Here is a 19,919-nt window from a genome sequence, read left to right as displayed (position 1 = left end):
GATAAGCGTCAGCGCCATCCGGCATTTTTTTACAAGAAATCAGGTAATAACCGGAACAAGTCCCCACGCGCCAGCAGTTCGGTCGCGCACTCAATATCCGGCGCGAAGAAACGGTCCTGAGTATAATGCGGCACCTGCTCGCGCAGCGCTTTTCGCGCCTGCTCCAGCAGCGGGCTTGAGGTTAACCCTTCCCGGAGGTCGATACCCTGACAGGCCGCCAGCCACTCTACCGCAATGACCCCACGCGTGTTTGCCGCCATTTCCCATAGTCGCCGACCCGCAGCGGGCGCCATCGACACATGATCTTCCTGATTGGCCGACGTCGGCAGGCTGTCCACGCTGTGCGGATGCGCCAGCGCTTTGTTCTCGCTGGCCAGCGCCGCAGCAGTCACCTGCGCAATCATAAAACCGGAGTTGACGCCGCCGTTTTTCACCAGGAAAGGCGGCAACTGCGACATATGTTTATCCATCATCAGCGCGATACGCCTTTCCGACAGCGCGCCGATTTCCGCAATCGCCAGCGCCAGATTATCCGCCGCCATCGCCACCGGTTCGGCATGGAAGTTACCGCCGGAAATCACATCCCCCTCTTCGGCAAACACCAGCGGGTTATCCGAAACGGCGTTGGCTTCAACGAGCAGCACCTCCATCGCCTGACGCAGTTGTGTGAGGCACGCGCCCATCACCTGCGGCTGACAGCGCAGCGAGTACGGGTCCTGCACCTTTTCACAGTTATGGTGCGACTGTGCTATCGCGCTGGTCTCCGTCAGAACGTGGCGGAACAGCCCGGCGGCGTCAATCTGCCCACGCTGACCGCGCGCGGCATGAATGCGCGCATCAAACGGTCGGCGCGACCCCAGAACGGCTTCAGTGGTTAACGCCCCGCAGACCACCGCAGAGGCGAACAGCGCCTGCGCTTCGAACAGCCCACGCAGCGCAAAGGCGGTGGAGGCCTGGGTGCCATTCAGCAGCGCCAGCCCCTCTTTCGCCGCCAGCGTGATCGGTTCCAGTCCGGCCTTTTTCAACGCCTCTTTCGCCGGAAGCCACTCCCCCTGCCAGCGGGCTTTCCCTTCGCCAAGCAGCGTCAACGACATATGCGCCAGCGGTGCCAGATCGCCCGATGCCCCTACAGAACCTTTCGCCGGGATCAGCGGCCAGACCTCTGCGTTGACCAGCGCAATCAGCGCTTCAATCACACTCAGGCGAATGCCCGAGAAACCACGCGCCAGGCTATTGATTTTCAGCACCATGATCAGACGCACCATCGCGTCGTCCAGCGGCTCGCCAATACCCGCCGCGTGGGAGAGCACCAGCGAACGTTGCAGGTTTTGCAGATCCTCCGTGGCGATGCGCGTCTGCGCCAGCAGACCAAAACCGGTATTGATACCGTAGGCCGTGCGCCCCTCGGCGACGATATTGTTCACGCAGTCGACGCTGGCATTAATACCGTCAACCGCGCTGCTATCAAGACGCAGTTGCACTGGCTGCTGCCAGACGGCGCGAAGCTGCGCAAAACTCAGATGACCCGGCGTTAACGTAAGCGTATTCATATCAGCGTTTTCCTTGAGTAGCCGCGATCATCGGCAAGTTCAGCCCTTGTTCTGCGGCGCATTCAACCGCAATCTCATACCCGGCGTCAGCATGACGCATCACGCCTGTCGCCGGATCGTTATGCAACACTCTGGCGATACGCGCTGCCGCCTCGTCGGTGCCGTCGCAGACAATCACCATTCCGGCATGTTGCGAGAACCCCATGCCGACGCCGCCGCCATGATGCAGCGAAACCCAGGTCGCACCGCTGGCGGTATTGAGCAGCGCGTTCAGTAACGGCCAGTCGGATACCGCATCAGAGCCGTCGCGCATCGCTTCCGTCTCCCGGTTTGGACTGGCGACGGAGCCGGAATCCAGATGATCGCGGCCAATGACGATCGGCGCGGAGACCTCTCCACGGCGTACCATTTCGTTAAACGCCAGACCCAGTTTTTGCCGCCACGCCAGCCCCACCCAGCAAATACGCGCCGGTAAGCCCTGGAAGTTAATACGTTCGCGCGCCATATCCAGCCAGTGATGCAGATGTTTGTCATCCGCCACAATCTCTTTGACTTTGGCATCGGTTTTATAAATATCTTCTGGATCGCCGGAAAGCGCCACCCAACGGAATGGGCCGATCCCCCGACAAAAAAGCGGGCGGATATAGGCCGGAACGAACCCAGGAAAATCAAAGGCGTTCTCTACGCCCATCTCTTTCGCCATCTGGCGGATATTGTTGCCGTAATCGAAGGTCGGGACGCCCATTTCACTGAACGCCAGCATCGCCTGTACGTGCTTCGCCATTGAGCGTTTCGCCGCCTGTACCGTGCCCTGTGGATCTGACGCCGCTTTCGCCTGATACTCCTCCCAACACCAGCCAGAGGGCAGATAACCGTGCAGCGGATCGTGCGCGCTGGTCTGGTCGGTCACCAGATCCGGGCGAACGCCGCGTTTTACCAGTTCCGGCACGACGTCCGCCGCGTTGGCGCACAGCGCAACGGAGACGGCTTTACCTTCGCGGGTATATTTTTCAATTCGCGCCAGCGCGTCGTCCAGCGAGGTGGCCTGTTCATCGACGTAGCGGGTACGCAGACGGAAATCGATACGGCTTTGCTGGCATTCGATATTCAGCGAGCACGCCCCCGCCAGCGTCGCGGCCAGCGGCTGTGCGCCGCCCATACCGCCAAGCCCGGCGGTCAGCACCCAGCGCCCGGACAAATTCCCCTGATAGTGCTGCCGTCCTGCTTCAACGAAGGTTTCATAGGTACCCTGCACGATGCCCTGACTGCCGATGTAGATCCAGCTTCCGGCGGTCATCTGGCCGTACATCGCCAGCCCTTTGGCGTCCAGCTCATTGAAATGTTCCCAGGTCGCCCAGTGCGGCACCAGGTTGGAGTTAGCGATCAGGACACGCGGCGCGTTTTCGTGGGTCTTAAACACGCCGACCGGTTTACCGGACTGCACCAGCAGGGTTTCATCGGCCTCCAGTTTGGTCAGCGCATTGATGATGGCGTCATAGCACTCCCAGTCGCGCGCTGCGCGGCCAATGCCGCCATAAACCACCAGTTCATGCGGATTCTCGGCAACATCGGGATCGAGGTTGTTCATTAACATGCGCAGCGGCGCTTCGGTTAACCAGCTTTTTGCCGTCAGGGTTGTTCCCCTCGGGGCGCGGATATCCTGCTGACGATACTTGCTTTGAGGCATGACACCAGACTCCTTACGATGATCGGACAGATAAGTAACATATACTTGTCTATACAACTTGTCGCAAGGCTGATTTTAACAACTGAGATACATTTTTGTTATATTGCGTCAGCAATCACGCTTTTTATCGCGCCGTCATTCAGGACATAAAATGGCCCTGCAACCGGTAGCGAGAACCGGGAAAAAGCAGGCGAGCGTGAGAAACAATGTGCGACGCAGACCAGGTGCGCCGATGAATTAACAGGCAGGGATCGTGCTCCTTAATGTTCAGCAGCGCGCACTCTTCCGCCGTGGCGCGCACGGCTTCCACAATGTGCTCCCCTTCCGTTAGCGGGGCGATCAGCGACAGGTATGCATGAGGCGTGGTCTGACTGTAATCCTGCGCCAGATAATCCGGTACAACGCCGGCATTCACACAGCGATCCTCAATCTGCACCGGCAGATCGTTTTCATAGTGCACCATCACCGAATGAAAAATCAGCGTGCCTTCACGCACATTCAGGGCCGTGGCCTGAAGCGCATTCGCCTGCGTCTGTTCCAGCGTCAGCACCTCACAGCGGTGCTGATGGTGACGGGCGGCGATTTCATCGGCAATGCTGCGAATTTCAAACAGTGCGGACTGCCCTTTCGGTTCCGCCACAAATGTGCCAACGCCCTGTAAACGCACCAGCAGCCCTTCATCCGTTAATTCCCGCAACGCCCGGTTGATTGTCATCCGGCTGAAGCCAAATTGCGCCACCAGTTCCGCTTCCGAGGGAATACGGTCATGCGGGCGCCAGACGCCGCTGGCGATGTTGTCGCTGATCGTCTGTTTGACCTTTTCATAGAAAGGCACAGGAGCAGAACGGGATGGGAGCATGCGTAAGCCTTCCTTAAGCGTATGATTTTATTTGCCGGATGGCATTATCCGGCCTGTAACGCGATTTTGTGCCGGACAAACATCGCGATTAACGCCACCCGTGTGCGATTTGCCAGCCGAGGCGTGCCGCAACACGCGCTGCGTTGCCATCATCGTCAAAGCGCGGATTAAATTCAACCATATCCACCGCCTGTAGCTTACCGCTGCGACAAACGGCATCAACAAGCCGCATCACCGTCGCCAACGGCACACCGAGCGCTGCGGGCGCAGACACTGCGGGCATCTCCCAGGCGGGCAGCACATCAAGATCGATGGTCAGGTAGATCTTATCCACGCTGTCGATAACCTGCGCCAACGGCGCCTGAGCGGTATCACAATCCACGTCTTCTACGATTGTCACTCCGCGTTGTTGCGCCTCATCCCATAACGCCTGCGTATTTGCCGCCCGACTGACGCCAAAACAGGCGTAATGAAACTCACGCTGTTGTTCATCGCATAATTGCGCCAACTGGCGAAACGGCGTACCGGAGGTGGCGTGGTCAGCCCGACGCAGATCCAGATGCGCATCAAGATTAATAATGCCGACTCTGGCATGCGGGAACGCATCGAGCAGTCCCGCGCCATGCCCAAACGCCGTTTCATGTCCGCCGCCTAGCACAAACGTGCGCATATCCGCCTGCTGGCAGCGCCGTACCGCATCGCGAAGCGCCTGCTGCGCGCCTTCCAGATCGGGAGCTTGCGCAATAATGTTACCTAAATCCACCAGCCGATCGTGGCCGTGGTGAGAGGCCAGGTTCGCCAGCGCCCGGCGCAGGGCATCCGGCGCGCCAGCGGCGCCAGGCCGCCCCTGGTTTCGCTTCACGCCTTCGTCACAGGCAAAGCCGAGCAAGGCGATTTTTTCACGATACATTTCGGGAGAAAACGTCGGGCTGCGCGTAACCGTCTGAAAGAGACGCAGCGCGTTAGCCGCCTCGGCGCTGTCATCACGCCCCTGCCAGAGCGTGGGAGATGCGGGTTGCCATTGCGTCATGTTACTTCTCCTCTGAATACACGGTGACAGAGCGGGTTACGCCCCGGTTCATAAAGGATTTCAACCGGAAGCTCAGCGTCCCATACGGCAAAGTCAGCGACATATCCCGCTTTCAATTGCCCATGCGTCGTCTGCCGACCCAGCGCGCGCGCAGCATGCCGCGTCACGCCCGCCCACGCCTCTTCCGGCGTTAAGCCAAACTGTACGCAGGCCATGTTCATCGCCAGATGCAAACTGATAAACGGACTAGTGCCGGGGTTAAAGTCCGTTGCAACCGCCATTGGCACGCCATAGTGGCGGAGCAACGCCACCGGCGGGCGCTGCGTCTCTTTGAGGAAATAAAACGCCCCCGGCAGCAGAACGCCCACGGTGCCGCTGCGACTCATCGCCGCCACGCCAGCCTCATCCAGATACTCAATATGGTCGGCGGATAACCCCTGATAACGACTCACCAGTTGTGCGCCCCCCAGCAAGGAGAGCTGCTCAACGTGCCCTTTTACCGGAATGCCCAACGCCTGAGCAGCCTGAAATACCCGCTCACTCTGCGCCAGGTTAAACCCCACGCTTTCACAGAAAAGATCCACCGACTCAAACAGCCCTTTTGCCCATAATCCGGGCAGAATACTTTCGCAAACTAGCGTGATATAGCCGTCGGGATCGTCGCGGTATTCTGCTGGCGTCGCATGTGCCGCCAGCAGGGTAGGACTGATTTCCACCCTGTTTTCATGCGCCAGCGCAGCGGCAACGCGCAACATTTTCTCTTCCGTGGCGAAATTCAGGCCATAGCCGGATTTCACCTCCAGCAACGTAACGCCTTCTTGCAGCAATCGCGCCATCCGCGCACGCGCAACGGCTAAAAGTTCATCTTCAGAAGCCGTCCGGGTCGCGGCGACGGTCGCGTTGATACCGCCGCCCTGCGCGCTGATCTGCTGGTACGACACGCCGTTAAGCCGCTGCTCCCACTCCCCGGCGCGCGTGCCGCCAAAAATCAGGTGGGTGTGACAGTCAATCAATCCGGGCGTGACCAGTCGGCCTTGCAGATCCACGGTATTGCGGTGCGCGGCGTTGAGCGACGACGCAGGCACAATATCCAGTATCCGGCCCTGGCGGACGACAAGCGCATGATCGTCCACCATCCCATAAGGGCTACCGCGTTCAGGGTCCATCGTCGCCAGTCGGCCATTCCGCCAGATCGTGTCATCAGGTAAAAGTTGCGCCATTGGGTTCATCACTTGTCATGGGTTGTCTATACATTTATTTTTTATTCTGCCGGGGTTGTCAATCTTACAGGCCATGAATGTTATTTATTTGTGATGTACTTGCCTGGAACGTCGGGTGTGCGGCGTCTAAAAAAGAACTTTTTACCTTTTCACCTTCCCGTTTCGCTCAACTTAGTATAAAAAAGCAGGCTTCAATGGAATTAATTTAACTTTCAAAGCCCGGAGCAACCTGTGAACACATTTTCGGTTTCCCGTCTGGCGCTGGCACTGGCTTTTGGCGTGACGCTGACCGCCTGTAGCTCTACGCCGCCCGATCAAATCCCATCCGATCAGACCGCGCCAGGCACCTCCTCGCGTCCGATCCTGTCGGCGAACGAAGCGCATAATTTCGTTGCTGCACACTATTTCTCGTCACTGACGCCGAATACGGCGCCGTGGACGCCTTCCGCCATTACGCTGCCTGCGCAACCTGACTTCGTTGTCGGCCCGGCTGGCACGCCTGGCGTGACGCACACCACCATTCAGGCGGCGGTGGATGCGGCAATTACGCAGCGCAGCAGCAAGCGTCTGTACATCGCCATTATGCCGGGCGAGTATCAGGGAACCGTGTATATCCCGGCGGCGCCTGGCAGCCTGACGCTGTACGGCACGGGCGAGAACGCGATTGATGTGAAAATCGGCCAGGCGATTGACGGCGAAATGAGCACGACCGACTGGCGTCGTTCAGTGAACCCGGGCGGTAAATACATGCCGGGCAAACCTGCGTGGTATATGTTTGATAACTGCCAGAGCAAACGCGGCGCCAGCATTGGCGTGATGTGTTCTGCGGTAGTCTGGTCACAGAATGACGGCTTGCAGTTACAAAATCTGACCATCGAAAACAATCTCGGTGACAGCGTTGACGCCGGCAACCATCCGGCAGTGGCCTTACGCACTGACGGCGACAAAGTGCAGATTAATAAAGTGAACATTCTGGGTCGCCAGAATACCTTCTTCGTGACCAACAGCGGCGTGCAGAACCGCCTGCAAAACGATCGCCAACCACGCACGCTGGTGACGAACAGTTACATTGAAGGGGATGTGGATATGGTTTCCGGTCGCGGCGCAGTGGTGTTCGATAACACCGATTTCCGTGTGGTGAACTCCCGTACCCAGCAGGAAGCGTATGTTTTCGCTCCGGCAACGCTGTCGAATATTTATTACGGTTTCCTCGCCACCAACAGCCGCTTTACCGCCGCAGGTGATGGCGTCGCGCAACTGGGTCGTTCGCTGGATGTGGATGCCAACACCAACGGTCAGGTCGTTATCCGCGATAGCGTGATTAACGAAGGGTTCAATATGGCGAAACCGTGGGCTGACGCCGTTATCTCCAAACGTCCTTTTGCCGGGAATACTGGCGCGAAGGATGATAAAGACGAGGTACAGCGTAACCTGAACGACACGAACTTTAACCGGATGTGGGAATACAACAACCGGGGTTTAGGCAGTAAAGTGGTTGCCGAACCGAAGCAATAATATCTGCTGACGATTATTCTTCAGGCCGGATAAAAGAGAAAAGGTCGTCACGCCGGGCGTGACGACCTTTTTTTACATCTGACGGTTTTTATTGAAATTAATCAGACTTCCCGCTTTGATAATTTCACGTTCCTCGGCGGTCAGGCTTTCCAGATACAGACTGATTTCCGTGATTTCATCGTCATGAATCACATAGCCTTTTAAGGTGGTTGCGCATTGATCCAGCGCCGTACGGACGCCAGGAATGTAAATATAATCCCCGACGTCAAACCCAGGCTCACCCGCCATTTGCAGCGGCAACATTCCCCAGTTGATCACATTCGAACGGTAGCGTTTCGTCGCATACTCCTGGGCAATATTCGCCAGACCGCCAATCACGCGCTGACAGCTTGCCGCCTGTTCACGCGCGGAACCGTCTCCCGGCTTAACGGCATAAATCATGCTGCCAATCCCGGTGGCTAACGGATCGGTGGTTTCCTGGCCCGCAATCGTGCGAATACGGGCAAAGACCGGCTCCAGCTCACTCACCCCGCCTGCCAGACGCTGTTTTTCCAGCGTCGCGATTGCTTTGCTTCGGCCAACATAGCCTGGATCGCGACGTGACAGGGTGAACTCCGCCAGACCAACCGGGTTTGAGCGGAAAGACGAGGTCTCCCCGGACGGGATCAGCTCATCCGTCGTTGTGACTTCATCAAGAATTTTTGACGCCACCTTGAGCAGAATATTTTCCGTCAGCGCCCCCAGCGCCGGCCAGTCTTTAATATTCGGGCCATAGATGAGCGATTGCTGCGTCGCCCCTTTAACAAAACCCTGATAGACACGGTTTTTGTACGGAGTGGGATCAAACGCATAGTCAGGAACGTTTTCCCAGCAGTCCAGTTCAGCGGCGGAGGTCAGATAGCCCCCATTTATTGCCGTCGCCGCAATAGAACGCGCATCCATCAGCGCAACCGCGGACATTTGACCATTACCCGGTTTCGAACCTTCACGGTTCGGGAAGTTACGGGTGGTGTGGCGAATGCTCAGCCCGTTGTTAACGGGCGTATCGCCAGCGCCAAAGCATGGGCCGCAGAAAGCGGTTCTGATGATTGCGCCCGCGCCAGTTAAATCGGCCACCACGCCTTTTTTCGCCAGATCCATAAATACAGGCTGTGAAGAGGGGTAAACCGCGAGTGAGAACGTCTCGTTACCACACGATTTTCCACGCAACGCATTCGCCGCCGCAATGACGTTCTCATAGTTACCGCCTGAGCATCCGGCAATAATTCCCTGCTGAACCTTTAATTTTCCCTTCTCAACTTTATCCAGCAGTGAGATTTTGGCTTTCCCACGGGCAATGCGCGCAGACTCAATTTCTACCTGGTGCAGAATATCCGTCAAATTCTCATTTAACGTGTCGATTTCATACACATTGCTCGGATGGAAAGGTAGCGCGATCATCGGATTAATTGTGCTCAAATCAACATAAATACAGCCATCGTACCAGGCCATTGGCTGCGGATTCAGCTGTCGATAGTCCGGTTCACGGCCATGTAACGCCAGCCAGCTACGGGTTTCATCATCCGTTTGCCACACCGAACTCAGGCAGGTCGTCTCCGTGGTCATGACATCAACACTGTTACGGAAGTCCGTGGACATTGCGCTAATGCCCGGCCCCACAAATTCCATGACCTTATTTTTGACATAGCCATTTTTAAATACGGCGCCAATGATGGCTAACGCCACATCCTGCGGGCCAACGCCTGGCGCCAGTTTTCCCGTCAGATATACCGCCACGACGCCCGGATAATCGATATCCCAGCTATCATTCAACAGTTGTTTGACGAGTTCACCTCCGCCCTCCCCTACGGCCATCGTCCCCAGCGCGCCATAGCGCGTGTGGCTGTCTGAGCCTAAAATCATTTTTCCACCGCCCGCCATCATCTCGCGCATATATTGGTGGATGACCGCAATATGGGGCGGCACATAAATACCGCCATAGCGCTGCGCGGCGGAGAGTCCAAAAAGATGATCATCGCCATTAATGGTTCCACCAACGGCGCATAATGAGTTATGACAGTTTGTGAGAACATAAGGTAATGGAAAACGCGCCATCCCGGACGCTTTCACGGTCTGAATTATGCCTACATAGGTAATATCGTGGGAGGTTAACGAATCAAACTTGATTTTAAGTTTATCCATATTTCCTGACGTATTATGAGACGCAAGAATGGACCATGCTATGGTGCCTTTTTTGGCTTCCTCTTTTTGTACATTACCGCAATACTGTTCTTCTGCAATTATCTCATTGTTACCAGAGAGATAAATCCCTTTGTCATATAACTTAATCATTCATTACTCCACATTGCCGTGCATGTTTCCATGCACGGACAACAGACAATGTCATTAATAATAAAAATGAACGCTGACGGTTGATTACAGCATGTTCCAGTCAATCAACATGTTCCACCACCAGATACCAACCGTGATATGTACCAGGAACGTTAAAATGGTCAGAACCGCGCCGACGAGCCACCAGGACTTAATATCGTTATAACCGACCCCGAAAATAACCGGGCCAGCGGCACCGCCATAGTGCGTGACCATTCCGCCATAAGAGTTGGAGAATAATAAGGCCAGCGCGGTTAGCATTAATGGCGCGCCAGAGACATTCGCCAGCATGGCGAATACCGGCATCATCGCCACAATATAAGCGCTACCGGAGGCAAAGAAATAACGGACAATAATACTCAGGAACAAAATGACGAAGAACGCCACGTTACCATGATTATCAAAAGAGAGATTGTTTTTAAACAGTTCAGCCAGCCAGTCAAAAAACTTCACTTTCGATAATAAAGAGCTTAAGCCAATGATACCGCCGTACCAGATTAATGTATTCCAGCCGCCCTTATTTTTAACGACATCATCCCAGCTCACCACGCCCAGTAGCAACATCGCGCCCATCACCACAATCGCAACGGTTGATTCATCCACGCCAAGCTGTTTACTGAAAATCCAGCCTGACAGCGCGAGGACAAAAATACCCAGCAGTAATTTCTCACGGCCTTTCATTGGCCCGAGATCCTGAAGCCCGGCTTTCGCGATCGTCTTATTATCAACCTTTTTAATTTCCGGCGGGTACATGGTATAAATCACCAGCGGCGTCACCAGCAACATAATGATACCCGGCACCATTGCTGCCAGCGCCCATCCTCCCCAGCTTAATTGCAGATGGCAAATATCGTTGATCATTTTCAGCGCCAGTATGTTCCCTGCCATTGCGGTAAAAAACATATAACTGGTCGTTTTCGTGACCATATACACGGACATCATTAAGTAATGACCGACACGACGGGGGCTTTTTTCAGGCTCAGAACCCAGCGCGACGGCCACACTGTTGATAATAGGTAAAACAATGCCGCCTGCGCGCGCCGTGTTTGACGGCGTTGCCGGAGAGAGAACCAGATCGAGAAAAACCGTGACGTAACCCAGCCCCAGCGTGGTATTCCCAATCTTACCAATCAGAATATACGCAATGCGTTTGCCAAGGCCAGTAGTGACAAACGCGGCGCTTAACGTAAACGCAGAAAATACCAGCCACGTCGTTCCAGAGGCATAACCGCTGAGCACGCTGGTCGTTTTAAACGCCCCTTCACTTAAATTTCCGACCACGACCATCGATGCCGCGACGGCAATCAATAATACAACGGGTTCGGGAAACGGTTTTATCACCAGCCCCACGATTGCCGCAAGATAGATGCCAAAGAGAACCCAGGCGAGTTCACTCAGACCGGCTGGCGCGGGAATTAAGCCAATAATACACGGGATCGCTAATATAATAATTAGCTTCCATATGGATTTTTTATTCATTTTTTGCACCCTGATTTATCTGTATTCGTTATACAGAAAAGGCATTGTTTAATTTTCCTTAATCACAGCGAAATGAGATCAACATCATTCAGGAATATAAACTTCACCTGCAAAAATCTTTCTTGCTGTGCGAATAACAGAAGCACGTATTGAAGAAGGCTCATTACCTTCATTTGTTAAATGAATATCAAGGCACCCGCCCGGGTGTTCGATATTTATATCGCCATAGTCCGTCAATTGCGTCATCCGGTGTGCGACCGTCCCTTCTGTCGCACAACTACTGGCAAGCGCGATAGCACCAGTAATCGCCAGCGCCTTATGGCAGGAGTGCGGCATAAAATAGCGCACATTGATCGTCCCGCCCCGTCTGGCCGGGGAAATAAGCACCGGTTTAGGAATAACCATATTGCTGACGTCGCCTAACCCCATCGCTTTACCCGCCTGCAAACGGATGGATTCAATGCGGCGCAATAATTCAGTATCGGCATCAAGTTCCGCAGGGGATTCATAACCCGTTTTACCGACATCTTCGGCAGCGATAATAACCACCGGCATCGCCATATCAATACAGGTGACGGCAACGGAATTAAAATGATCGACACGATGACCGGTCGGAAAAATTTGCCCGGTTTTGGCGCCAGCAGCGTTCAAAAACGTGAGTGCCACGGGCGCGGCCGTTCCCGGTACGCCATCGATTTTTGCCTGGCCTTCGTACTCAACGGCGCCGTCCGGCGTCTGCACGTCCGCTTCGATATACGTATTTGTATTTACATTACGTATACGCACGCGCGTGACGGGCGGCGTAGTCTCAATTAAGCCATGTTCAATCGCAAATGCGCCTACCGCGGAAAGCATATTTCCACAGTTCGGCGTGGTATCAACGCGGTGTTCATGTACCAGAACCTGAGCAAATAAATAGTCGATATCTGCTTTTGAGTCATCCGAACGACGGATAATGGCTACTTTACTGGTCAACGGATTACCGCCGCCAATGCCATCTATTTCCAGTTCATTCCCCGATCCCATAATTGCCATCAATATGGCATCGCGCCGCTGTCTCTCCTCAGGAAGGTGTTCTGCTAATAAAAACGCCCCTCTGGATGTTCCCCCTCGCATCAACGTGCAGGGAATTTTTTTCATAACATTGCCCTCAATTAAAAAACATTAGCGTTAATGAGGACATGGTTGCACGCGCAGAATAGAGAGGCTAATGACTTTAAATTTATGATTGATAATTTATTTGCATTAATCAAGACGGATAATTTACATATAAACTACGTTTTTCTCTCCTGGGGCAGCAAATCAGGGAATCCCTGGATTCTATTTTCTGGAGTTATGATGAAACACGAATTATCAAGTATGAAGGCATTTGTCACACTGGCAGAGGCAGGATCATTTAACAAAGCCGCTAAATTACTTAACATTACGCAACCTGCATTAACTCGCAGAATAAAAAAGATGGAAGATGATTTACATACCCTGCTTTTTGAGAGAACAACACGTAAAGTAGAATTAACAAAAGCGGGGAGGATGCTGTTACCGGAAGCCAGAGAATTAATAAGAAAATTGGATGAAGCTCTTTTTAATGTTCGCGAAATGAATGCTTATCACCACGGCACGATCACATTGTCCTGTATTCCGACCGCTGTTTTCTATTTTCTACCCCTTGCTATCGGAAAATTTAATGAGTTGTACCCCAATATCAAAATACGAATTCTTGAAAAAGGTACGAACAACTGCATGGAATCGGTGTTGGGTAACGAAGCTGATTTCGGCATAAATATGAACAGCATCACAAATTCTGCTATTGACTTCACCCCGCTGGTGAATGAACCGTTTGTTCTGGCCTGTCGACGAAACCATCCCTTAGCCAGTAAGCAACTGGTCGAATGGCAGGAGTTGGTGGGCTACAAATTGATTGGCGTGCGGTCATCCAGCGGTAACAGGCTGCTTATTGAGCACAATCTGGCGGATAAACCCTGGAAGCTGGACTGGTTTTACGAGGTTCGTCATTTATCGACCTCGCTTGGCCTGGTTGAGGCCGGGCTGGGTATTTCTGCGCTGCCGGGGCTGGCAATGCCTCAGACAGTGCATCCCACGCTTATCGGAATCCCGTTGATCGAACCCGTTATCAGACGCACGTTAGGGATTATCCGGCGCAAAGACGCCGTTCTCTCTCCTCCGGCAGAGCGTTTTTTCTCTCTACTTTTAAATGTCTGGGCTGATGATAAAGACACGCTGTGGACGCCTTTTGCTGAACCACAGCGGCAACAATAACGCCGTATCCGGCCGACGGCCCGGTAAGCGAGCGCCACCGGGCACAACGTCACGGAATATTAATACGCGTTAACCACGACCCACATTGGCCCCTGGCCTACCGCATAACGGCCTTTCTCCGTCAGCAGCCCCTGCTCACCGGCAATGGCATACACCGCAATATGGTGTGACTTCTGCCCGGCGGCAATCAGGTACTTACCGCTATGATCGACGTTAAAGCCGCGCGGCTGCGTTTCAGTCGGCTGGAAGCCCTCTTTCGTCAGTACGCTGCCGTCTTCAGAAACGCTAAAAACGGTAATCAGGCTGGCGGTACGGTCGCAGGCATACAGATGACGGCCATCCGGCGTAATATGGATATCCGCCGCCCAACGCGTGTCAGAAAAATCAGCAGGCATCATATCCAGCGTCTGCACGCATTCAATATTGCCGTGCGGATCTTTCAGCTCCCAGACATCAACAGAGCTGTTCAGTTCATTCACGCAGTAGGCATATTGCTGGTTCGGGTGGAACGCCATATGGCGCGGCCCGGCCCCTTCAACGGTGGTGACTTCCGCCGGTTCCTGGGCGACCAGTTTGCCGTCGTCGCTGAGCGTAAACAGGCAAATGCGATCCTGCTTCAGCGCAGGCACCCACAGCGTCTGGTTATCCGGCGAGATATTCGCTGAGTGGCACCCTTCCAGCCCTTCAACGACATCCACCACGCCAGCCGGCAGGCCATCATCCAGACGGGTCACGCTGACGTTACCGGCATTGTACGAGCCAACAAACACAAAACGGCCCTGATGATCGGTAGAGATATGGGTTGGGCTACCCGGCAGAGCGGACTCCGCCGCGAAGGTCAGCGCGCCGTCATCCGGCGCAATACGGTAAGCCAGCACGCGGAACTCAGGACGGACGCCAACATAGAGATAGCGCTTATCAGGGCTGACCACCATCGGCTGAACCTGCCCCGGCACATCAACCACCTGCACCAGCTTCAGCGAGCCGTCATGATTCAGGCTCCAGACGTGAATTTGCTGGCTCTCAGGGCTGGCGGTATAAACGGTTTGCTTCATGACTACTCCTTCCTTATGGCAACTGTCTGCAATTGCGGAATACAGCTTAACGTAGACGCTTTTAACGGTGAATGCTGAATTAACGCTCAGAATTTTGTCCGGCCAACCGTCTCGGTGTACCATTCCCGCAGGCAAAATTCTCAACCTTAATCTGGAACTCCCTATGACCGCTCGTGTGATTGCCCTGGATTTAGACGGCACCTTACTGACGCCGAAAAAAACATTGCTCCCCTCCTCGCTTGAGGCGCTTTCTCGCGCCAGAGAGGCAGGCTACCAACTTATCATCGTCACTGGCCGTCATCACGTTGCGATTCATCCTTTTTATCAGGCACTGGCGCTGGATACACCTGCAATTTGCTGTAACGGCACTTACTTGTATGATTATCAAGCAAAAAATGTTCTTGAGGCCGATCCGCTGCCTGTCGATCAGGCATTGCAATTGATTGATCTGCTGGATGCGCATCAGATTCACGGTCTGATGTACGTTGATGACGCAATGGTTTATGAACGCCCGACCGGCCATGTGATCCGTACCGCTAACTGGGCGCAGACGCTGCCGCCGGAACAGCGTCCGACCTTTACTCAGGTGCCGTCGCTGGCGCAGTCGGCACGCGACGTCAACGCCGTCTGGAAATTCGCGCTGACCGATGAAAATCTGCCAAAACTGCAACAGTTCGTGCAACAGGTTGAGCATCAGCTGGGTCTGGAGTGCGAATGGTCCTGGCACGATCAGGTGGATATCGCGCGTAAAGGGAACAGCAAGGGGAAGCGCCTTACCCAGTGGATTGAAGCACAGGGTTGGTCGATGGAGAATGTGGTGGCGTTTGGCGATAACTACAATGATATCAGTATGCTGGAAGCGGCAGGCACCGGCGTCGCGATGGGCAATGCTGACGACGCGGTGAAAACGCGGGCGAATATCGTGATCGGCGATAACACCACGGACAGCATTGCGAAGTTTATTTATACCCACCTACTGTAATCAGGCGGTAATTGAAACACTCTTGATTTGCGCGTACAGCCACAGGCCAGGTTTGATGCCCAGCTCATCCCTGGCCCACGGGCTGATTCTCGCCCACAGCGTTTTCCCGCCGACTTCAAGCTGGACTTCCACCTGCCCGTTATCGTCATAACAGTTTGCCACTTTTGCCCGCAGGATATTACGGATACTGGTTTGCATCGGTGGCTGTAATACCAGCGACACGTCCGAGGCCTGAATACGAATACGCAGCACGGTTTGCAGCGGCTCTTCCAGTTTGTTGACCCACAGGTGCTGATCGCCCAGCGCCAGCGCGGTCATTGCATAATGCGGATGATGCTCCAGCACGCTCACTTTCAGGATGCTGCTCTGCTGCTCTTTCGGCAGCCACGGGTGCATCACACTGCTGCCCCAGACCTCTTCCAGCGCACCAAACGCTTTCACCTGCCCGTTTTCCAGCACCATGACTCTGTCCGCCAGATGTAAAATCTCGTCCAGCGAGTGGCTGACGTACAGCAGGGGGATATTAATTTCGCGCGCCAGGCGTTGCAGATACGGCAGCAGTTCGCGTTTGCGCGGAATATCCAGCGAAGCCAGCGGCTCATCAAGCAACAGTAGCTCCGGCGCGGTCAGCAACGCGCGGCCAATCGCCACACGCTGTTTTTCCCCGCCGGAAAGGCTGCCAGGCAAACGCTCCAGCAAAGGTTCGATACCGAGCAGATCCACCAGCTTGTCGAACTGTCCGGCCATGCTTTTCGCCATGCCATAGCGCAGATTGCCGCGCACTTTGTAATGCGGAAACAGTCGGGCATCCTGGAACACATAACCGACGCGTCGTTTTTCCGGCGTCAGGCAGATGCCATTTTCAACATCATTAAGCACGCGACCATTGAGCACAATGCGCCCTTTTTGCGGGCGCGTCAGTCCGCTGATGGCATTGATCAGCGATGTTTTCCCGGCGCCGGAAACGCCAAAAATAGCGGTGATCCCATTGGCAGGTAGCGTTTCGTTGAGCGTCAGACAGTGGGTGCCCAGCGTCTGGGAGAAATTGAGTTCCAGCATGTTTATCTCCCCGCGCGCTCACGGCTGATACGCGCCAGCCATTCCGAAATCAACAATGAGATCAGCGCCAGCACAATAGAAATAATGCACAATCTCGCCGCCGCGCTTTCGCCGCCAGGGGTCTGGATCAGGGTATACATCGCGGAAGGAATGGTGCGGGTTTCACCCGGAATGTTAGACACGAAAGTGATGGTAGCGCCGAACTCGCCGAGCGAACGGGCAAACGCCAGCACGGTCCCGACGATGATGCCAGGCAATGTCAGCGGTAGCGTAATGGTGAGGAAAACACGCCAGCGTCCTGCGCCCAGCGTTCTGGCGGCCTGCTCCAGCTTAATGTCAACCCCTTCAAGCGCCAGACGAATAGCGCGAACCATTAACGGGAAAGACATCACCGCCGCCGCCAGCACGGCGCCTCGCCAGCTAAAGGCAAAGGTAATGCCGAACCAGTCATAAAGCCACTGACCAATAAATCCGCGTCGGCCCATCGCGATAAGCAGCAGATAACCGACCACCACGGGCGGTAAAACCAGCGGCAGATGCAGTACGCTGTCGAGCAACGCTTTGCCTGGAAACTTGCATCGCACAAGTAACCAGGCAAAAAAGATCCCAAACGGCAGACTAAACAACACGGCCAGGGAAGAAACTTTCAGGCTCAGTAGAACGGCCTGCCATTCTGGATCAGTCAGTATCATTACTTCGTCGTAAATCCATAACGTTTAAATATTTCGGAAGCCTGCGGTCCTTTCAGGTAGTCATAGAACGCGCTGACCGTTGCGTTTTTGTGTCCATCAACAATCGCGATCGGGTATTCCACTTTCTTATGGGAATCTTCCGGGAACGTGCCAACCACTTTCACGCCTTTGCTGGCAACGGCATCAGAACCGTAAACGATGCCCAGCGGCGCTTCGCTACGCTCCACCAGCGCCAGTGCGCCACGCACGTCTTCCGCAGGAGCCAGTTTCGGCGCCAGGGTATCCCATGCGCCCAGTTTTTGCAGCGCTTCTTTTGCATAAATGCCAGCCGGAACGTGTTCCGGGTCGCCCACCGCCAGACGACCGCCATTCAGCAGAGTCGTCCAGTTGGTTTTGCTGTCGATGGTGATGTCTTTCTGTTCACTGGCTTTTGGCGCGACCACAACCAGGCTGTTGCCAAGCAGCGTTTCACGCGTTGCGGTATCAATCGCTTTTTTGTCTACCGCGTAGTCCATCCATTTCTGGTCAGCAGAGATAAACAGATCCGCTGGCGCTCCCGCTTCAATCTGGCGAGCCAGCGTAGAAGAAGAGGCAAATGAAGAGACAACGTCAACGTTCTTCTCTTTTTTGTATTCAACCGCAATATCCTGCATTGCGTTGGTCAGCGAAGCCGCCGCGAATACGGTGATTTTCCCTTCATCCGCCAGCGCATGTCCGGCAACAGTCAGAGATAATGTTGCCCCAGCAAACAGGCGTAACCATGTACGTGCCATCTGTAACTCCTTTGAGTGTCGTTATGTAGGCGCAAATATAGCGAGAAAATAAGGTTTTTCCCAGAAGTTATTGATACCCAATTGAGGTTACGCAAAGAAAATATCGGCAGGAAAAGCAGGATCTTGAGGGGCGCTACCCAATGGATTTCGGGTTGCGCTGAGACTCACAGGCACAGCCAACAAAAATGCGGCCTGAAAGTCGAAGAAAGTAAAACGCCCGACTGAGCGGGCGTTTAAAAATCAATGGTTCTGTCTGGACTGGTCTTTCTGACCGATACCGGAGAAAATGTTGAACACTTCACCCAGACCGTAAATCAGCCCCAGAATGATGGCCATGACCACCGGAACCATGACTACGGCGAATACCAGACTTTTCAATAACTCTAACATGGTCAACTCCAGATAGGATTCTTTTGATATTCTAACTGCATAAATGAGAAAAGCACTCCCCTTTTGTGCGGTCGACTTTGCGCGGAAGCGGTTTTCCGTCACAATAACCCTTTTGCCAGGATCTTGTTATGCAGGCCGAAATCCTCCTTACACTCAAACTTCAACAAAAATTGTTTGCGGACCCCCGCCGCATTTCGCTGCTCAAGCATATCGCGCTTTCCGGCTCCATCAGCCAGGGGGCGAAAGATGCGGGCATCAGCTACAAAAGCGCCTGGGATGCCATTAACGAGATGAACCAACTCAGCGAGCAGACGCTCGTCGAGCGCGCAACGGGCGGCAAAGGCGGCGGCGGCGCGATACTGACTCGCTACGGTCAGCGCCTGATCCAGCTTTACGATTTGCTCGCCCAGATTCAGCAAAAAGCGTTCGACGTGCTGAGCGACGACGACGCCCTGCCGCTCGACAGCCTGCTGGCCGCCATTTCCCGTTTCTCTTTGCAAACCAGCGCCCGTAACCAGTGGTTCGGCACCATTACCGCACGCGATCACGATCAGGTTCAACAGCATGTCGATGTGCTGCTGGCCGACGGCGAAACGCGACTGAAGGTCGCCATCACTGCGCAAAGCGGCGAGCGTCTTGGCCTTGATGAAGGTAAAGAAGTCCTGATCCTGCTGAAAGCGCCGTGGGTTGGCATTACCCAGGACGAGGCGATTGCCCGGGCTGCCGACAACCAGCTTCAGGGAACCATCAGTCATATTGAACGCGGCGCCGAGCAGTGCGAAGTTCTCATGACATTACCTGACGGCCAGACGTTATGCGCCACCCTGCCCGTTGAAGAGACCGCCACGCTGGAAGAAGGTGCTAACGTGACGGCATATTTTAATGCTGACAGAGTGATTATCGCTACGTTGTGCTAAGTGCATTGACATCTGTTCTTTGAACACGTATCCCTGTCATTCATCGCTGCAAAAAATGGGATAC

At 54.4% G+C, this 19,919-nt stretch carries 17 protein-coding genes; 4 read left to right on the top strand and 13 right to left on the bottom strand.

All coding sequences use genetic code 11. The features are described from left to right. Positions 1 to 29: 29 nt before the first annotated feature. The 5 genes from hutH to hutI all read right to left on the bottom strand — a co-directional run bounded on the left by hutH (position 30) and on the right by hutI (position 6,346). The gene (gene hutH / locus OGX81_RS05975) at positions 30 to 1,550 is read right to left on the bottom strand and encodes a histidine ammonia-lyase (protein ID WP_012133205.1); all 1,521 of its coding nucleotides are present in this window, start codon (positions 1,548 to 1,550) and stop codon (positions 30 to 32) included. A gap of 1 nt (position 1,551) precedes the next feature. Further along, positions 1,552 to 3,237, bottom strand: coding sequence for a urocanate hydratase (gene hutU, locus OGX81_RS05970; protein WP_060815870.1), 1,686 nt, complete (start codon positions 3,235 to 3,237; stop codon positions 1,552 to 1,554). Between the two features lie 139 nt (positions 3,238 to 3,376). Further along, entirely contained in the window at positions 3,377 to 4,096 is a 720-nt protein-coding gene (locus OGX81_RS05965; RefSeq protein WP_012133207.1) for a histidine utilization repressor, read from the bottom strand. Positions 4,097 to 4,184: 88 nt separating this feature from the next. Further along, positions 4,185 to 5,126 carry a formimidoylglutamase gene (gene hutG / locus OGX81_RS05960; RefSeq protein ID WP_012133208.1) on the bottom strand — a complete coding sequence of 314 codons (942 nt, stop codon included), beginning with the start codon at positions 5,124 to 5,126 and terminating at the stop codon, positions 4,185 to 4,187. Then, positions 5,123 to 6,346, bottom strand: a complete 1,224-nt coding sequence (gene hutI / locus OGX81_RS05955; protein ID WP_024130514.1) for an imidazolonepropionase — start codon at positions 6,344 to 6,346, stop codon at positions 5,123 to 5,125. Before hutI ends, hutG begins: the two co-directional genes overlap by 4 nt. Before the next feature lie 231 nt (positions 6,347 to 6,577). Between hutI and OGX81_RS05950 the strand changes: the two genes are divergently transcribed. Beyond that, positions 6,578 to 7,861, top strand: coding sequence for a putative acyl-CoA thioester hydrolase (locus OGX81_RS05950; protein WP_104868896.1), 1,284 nt, complete (start codon positions 6,578 to 6,580; stop codon positions 7,859 to 7,861). A gap of 72 nt (positions 7,862 to 7,933) precedes the next feature. On the opposite strand, the gene OGX81_RS05945 is transcribed toward OGX81_RS05950, so the two are convergent. The 3 genes from OGX81_RS05945 to OGX81_RS05935 form a co-directional block, all read right to left on the bottom strand. Beyond that, positions 7,934 to 10,192 carry a hydratase gene (locus OGX81_RS05945; RefSeq protein WP_104868897.1) on the bottom strand — a complete coding sequence of 753 codons (2,259 nt, stop codon included), beginning with the start codon at positions 10,190 to 10,192 and terminating at the stop codon, positions 7,934 to 7,936. 84 nt (positions 10,193 to 10,276) lie between these two features. Beyond that, the gene (locus OGX81_RS05940) at positions 10,277 to 11,710 is read right to left on the bottom strand and encodes an anion permease (protein WP_071259654.1); all 1,434 of its coding nucleotides are present in this window, start codon (positions 11,708 to 11,710) and stop codon (positions 10,277 to 10,279) included. A gap of 84 nt (positions 11,711 to 11,794) precedes the next feature. Then, positions 11,795 to 12,850, bottom strand: coding sequence for a 4-oxalomesaconate tautomerase (locus tag OGX81_RS05935; protein ID WP_104868898.1), 1,056 nt, complete (start codon positions 12,848 to 12,850; stop codon positions 11,795 to 11,797). A gap of 198 nt (positions 12,851 to 13,048) precedes the next feature. On the opposite strand from OGX81_RS05935, the gene OGX81_RS05930 reads away from it, so the two are divergent. Next, positions 13,049 to 13,987: a LysR family transcriptional regulator gene (locus tag OGX81_RS05930; RefSeq protein WP_047458020.1), complete on the top strand. Its 939-nt coding sequence runs from the start codon at positions 13,049 to 13,051 to the stop codon at positions 13,985 to 13,987. Between the two features lie 59 nt (positions 13,988 to 14,046). Here OGX81_RS05930 and pgl read toward each other — a convergent pair whose 3' ends face one another. Beyond that, the gene (pgl, locus tag OGX81_RS05925) at positions 14,047 to 15,042 is read right to left on the bottom strand and encodes a 6-phosphogluconolactonase (protein ID WP_104868899.1); all 996 of its coding nucleotides are present in this window, start codon (positions 15,040 to 15,042) and stop codon (positions 14,047 to 14,049) included. A gap of 163 nt (positions 15,043 to 15,205) precedes the next feature. Here pgl and OGX81_RS05920 point away from each other — a divergent pair, with 163 nt between their 5' ends. Next, entirely contained in the window at positions 15,206 to 16,024 is an 819-nt protein-coding gene (locus tag OGX81_RS05920) for a pyridoxal phosphatase (protein WP_012133218.1), read from the top strand. On the opposite strand, the gene modC is transcribed toward OGX81_RS05920, so the two are convergent. The 4 genes from modC to OGX81_RS05900 all read right to left on the bottom strand — a co-directional run bounded on the left by modC (position 16,025) and on the right by OGX81_RS05900 (position 18,938). Further along, on the bottom strand, positions 16,025 to 17,083 hold the full coding sequence (modC, locus tag OGX81_RS05915) for a molybdenum ABC transporter ATP-binding protein ModC (RefSeq protein ID WP_012133219.1): 1,059 nt from the start codon (positions 17,081 to 17,083) through the stop codon (positions 16,025 to 16,027). A 2-nt stretch (positions 17,084 to 17,085) separates the two neighbouring features. Beyond that, positions 17,086 to 17,775 (bottom strand): molybdate ABC transporter permease subunit, encoded by a 690-nt coding sequence (gene modB / locus OGX81_RS05910; RefSeq protein ID WP_012133220.1) that lies wholly within the window; start codon positions 17,773 to 17,775, stop codon positions 17,086 to 17,088. Next, positions 17,775 to 18,548 (bottom strand): molybdate ABC transporter substrate-binding protein, encoded by a 774-nt coding sequence (modA, locus tag OGX81_RS05905; RefSeq protein WP_012133221.1) that lies wholly within the window; start codon positions 18,546 to 18,548, stop codon positions 17,775 to 17,777. The genes modB and modA overlap by 1 nt, the downstream gene beginning before the upstream one ends. A 240-nt stretch (positions 18,549 to 18,788) precedes the next feature. Next, entirely contained in the window at positions 18,789 to 18,938 is a 150-nt protein-coding gene (locus OGX81_RS05900) for an AcrZ family multidrug efflux pump-associated protein (protein ID WP_024130518.1), read from the bottom strand. Between the two features lie 128 nt (positions 18,939 to 19,066). On the opposite strand from OGX81_RS05900, the gene modE reads away from it, so the two are divergent. Beyond that, on the top strand, positions 19,067 to 19,855 hold the full coding sequence (modE, locus tag OGX81_RS05895) for a molybdenum-dependent transcriptional regulator (RefSeq protein WP_012133223.1): 789 nt from the start codon (positions 19,067 to 19,069) through the stop codon (positions 19,853 to 19,855). The last annotated feature ends 64 nt before the right edge of the window (positions 19,856 to 19,919 follow it).

Source organism: Citrobacter sp. CK206 (genome assembly GCF_030333125.1).
GTDB classification, from domain to species: Bacteria; Pseudomonadota; Gammaproteobacteria; order Enterobacterales; family Enterobacteriaceae; genus Citrobacter_B; species Citrobacter_B koseri.
Note: the sequence above shows the minus strand (reverse complement) of the source record. Positions and strands in the feature narration are given on the sequence as shown.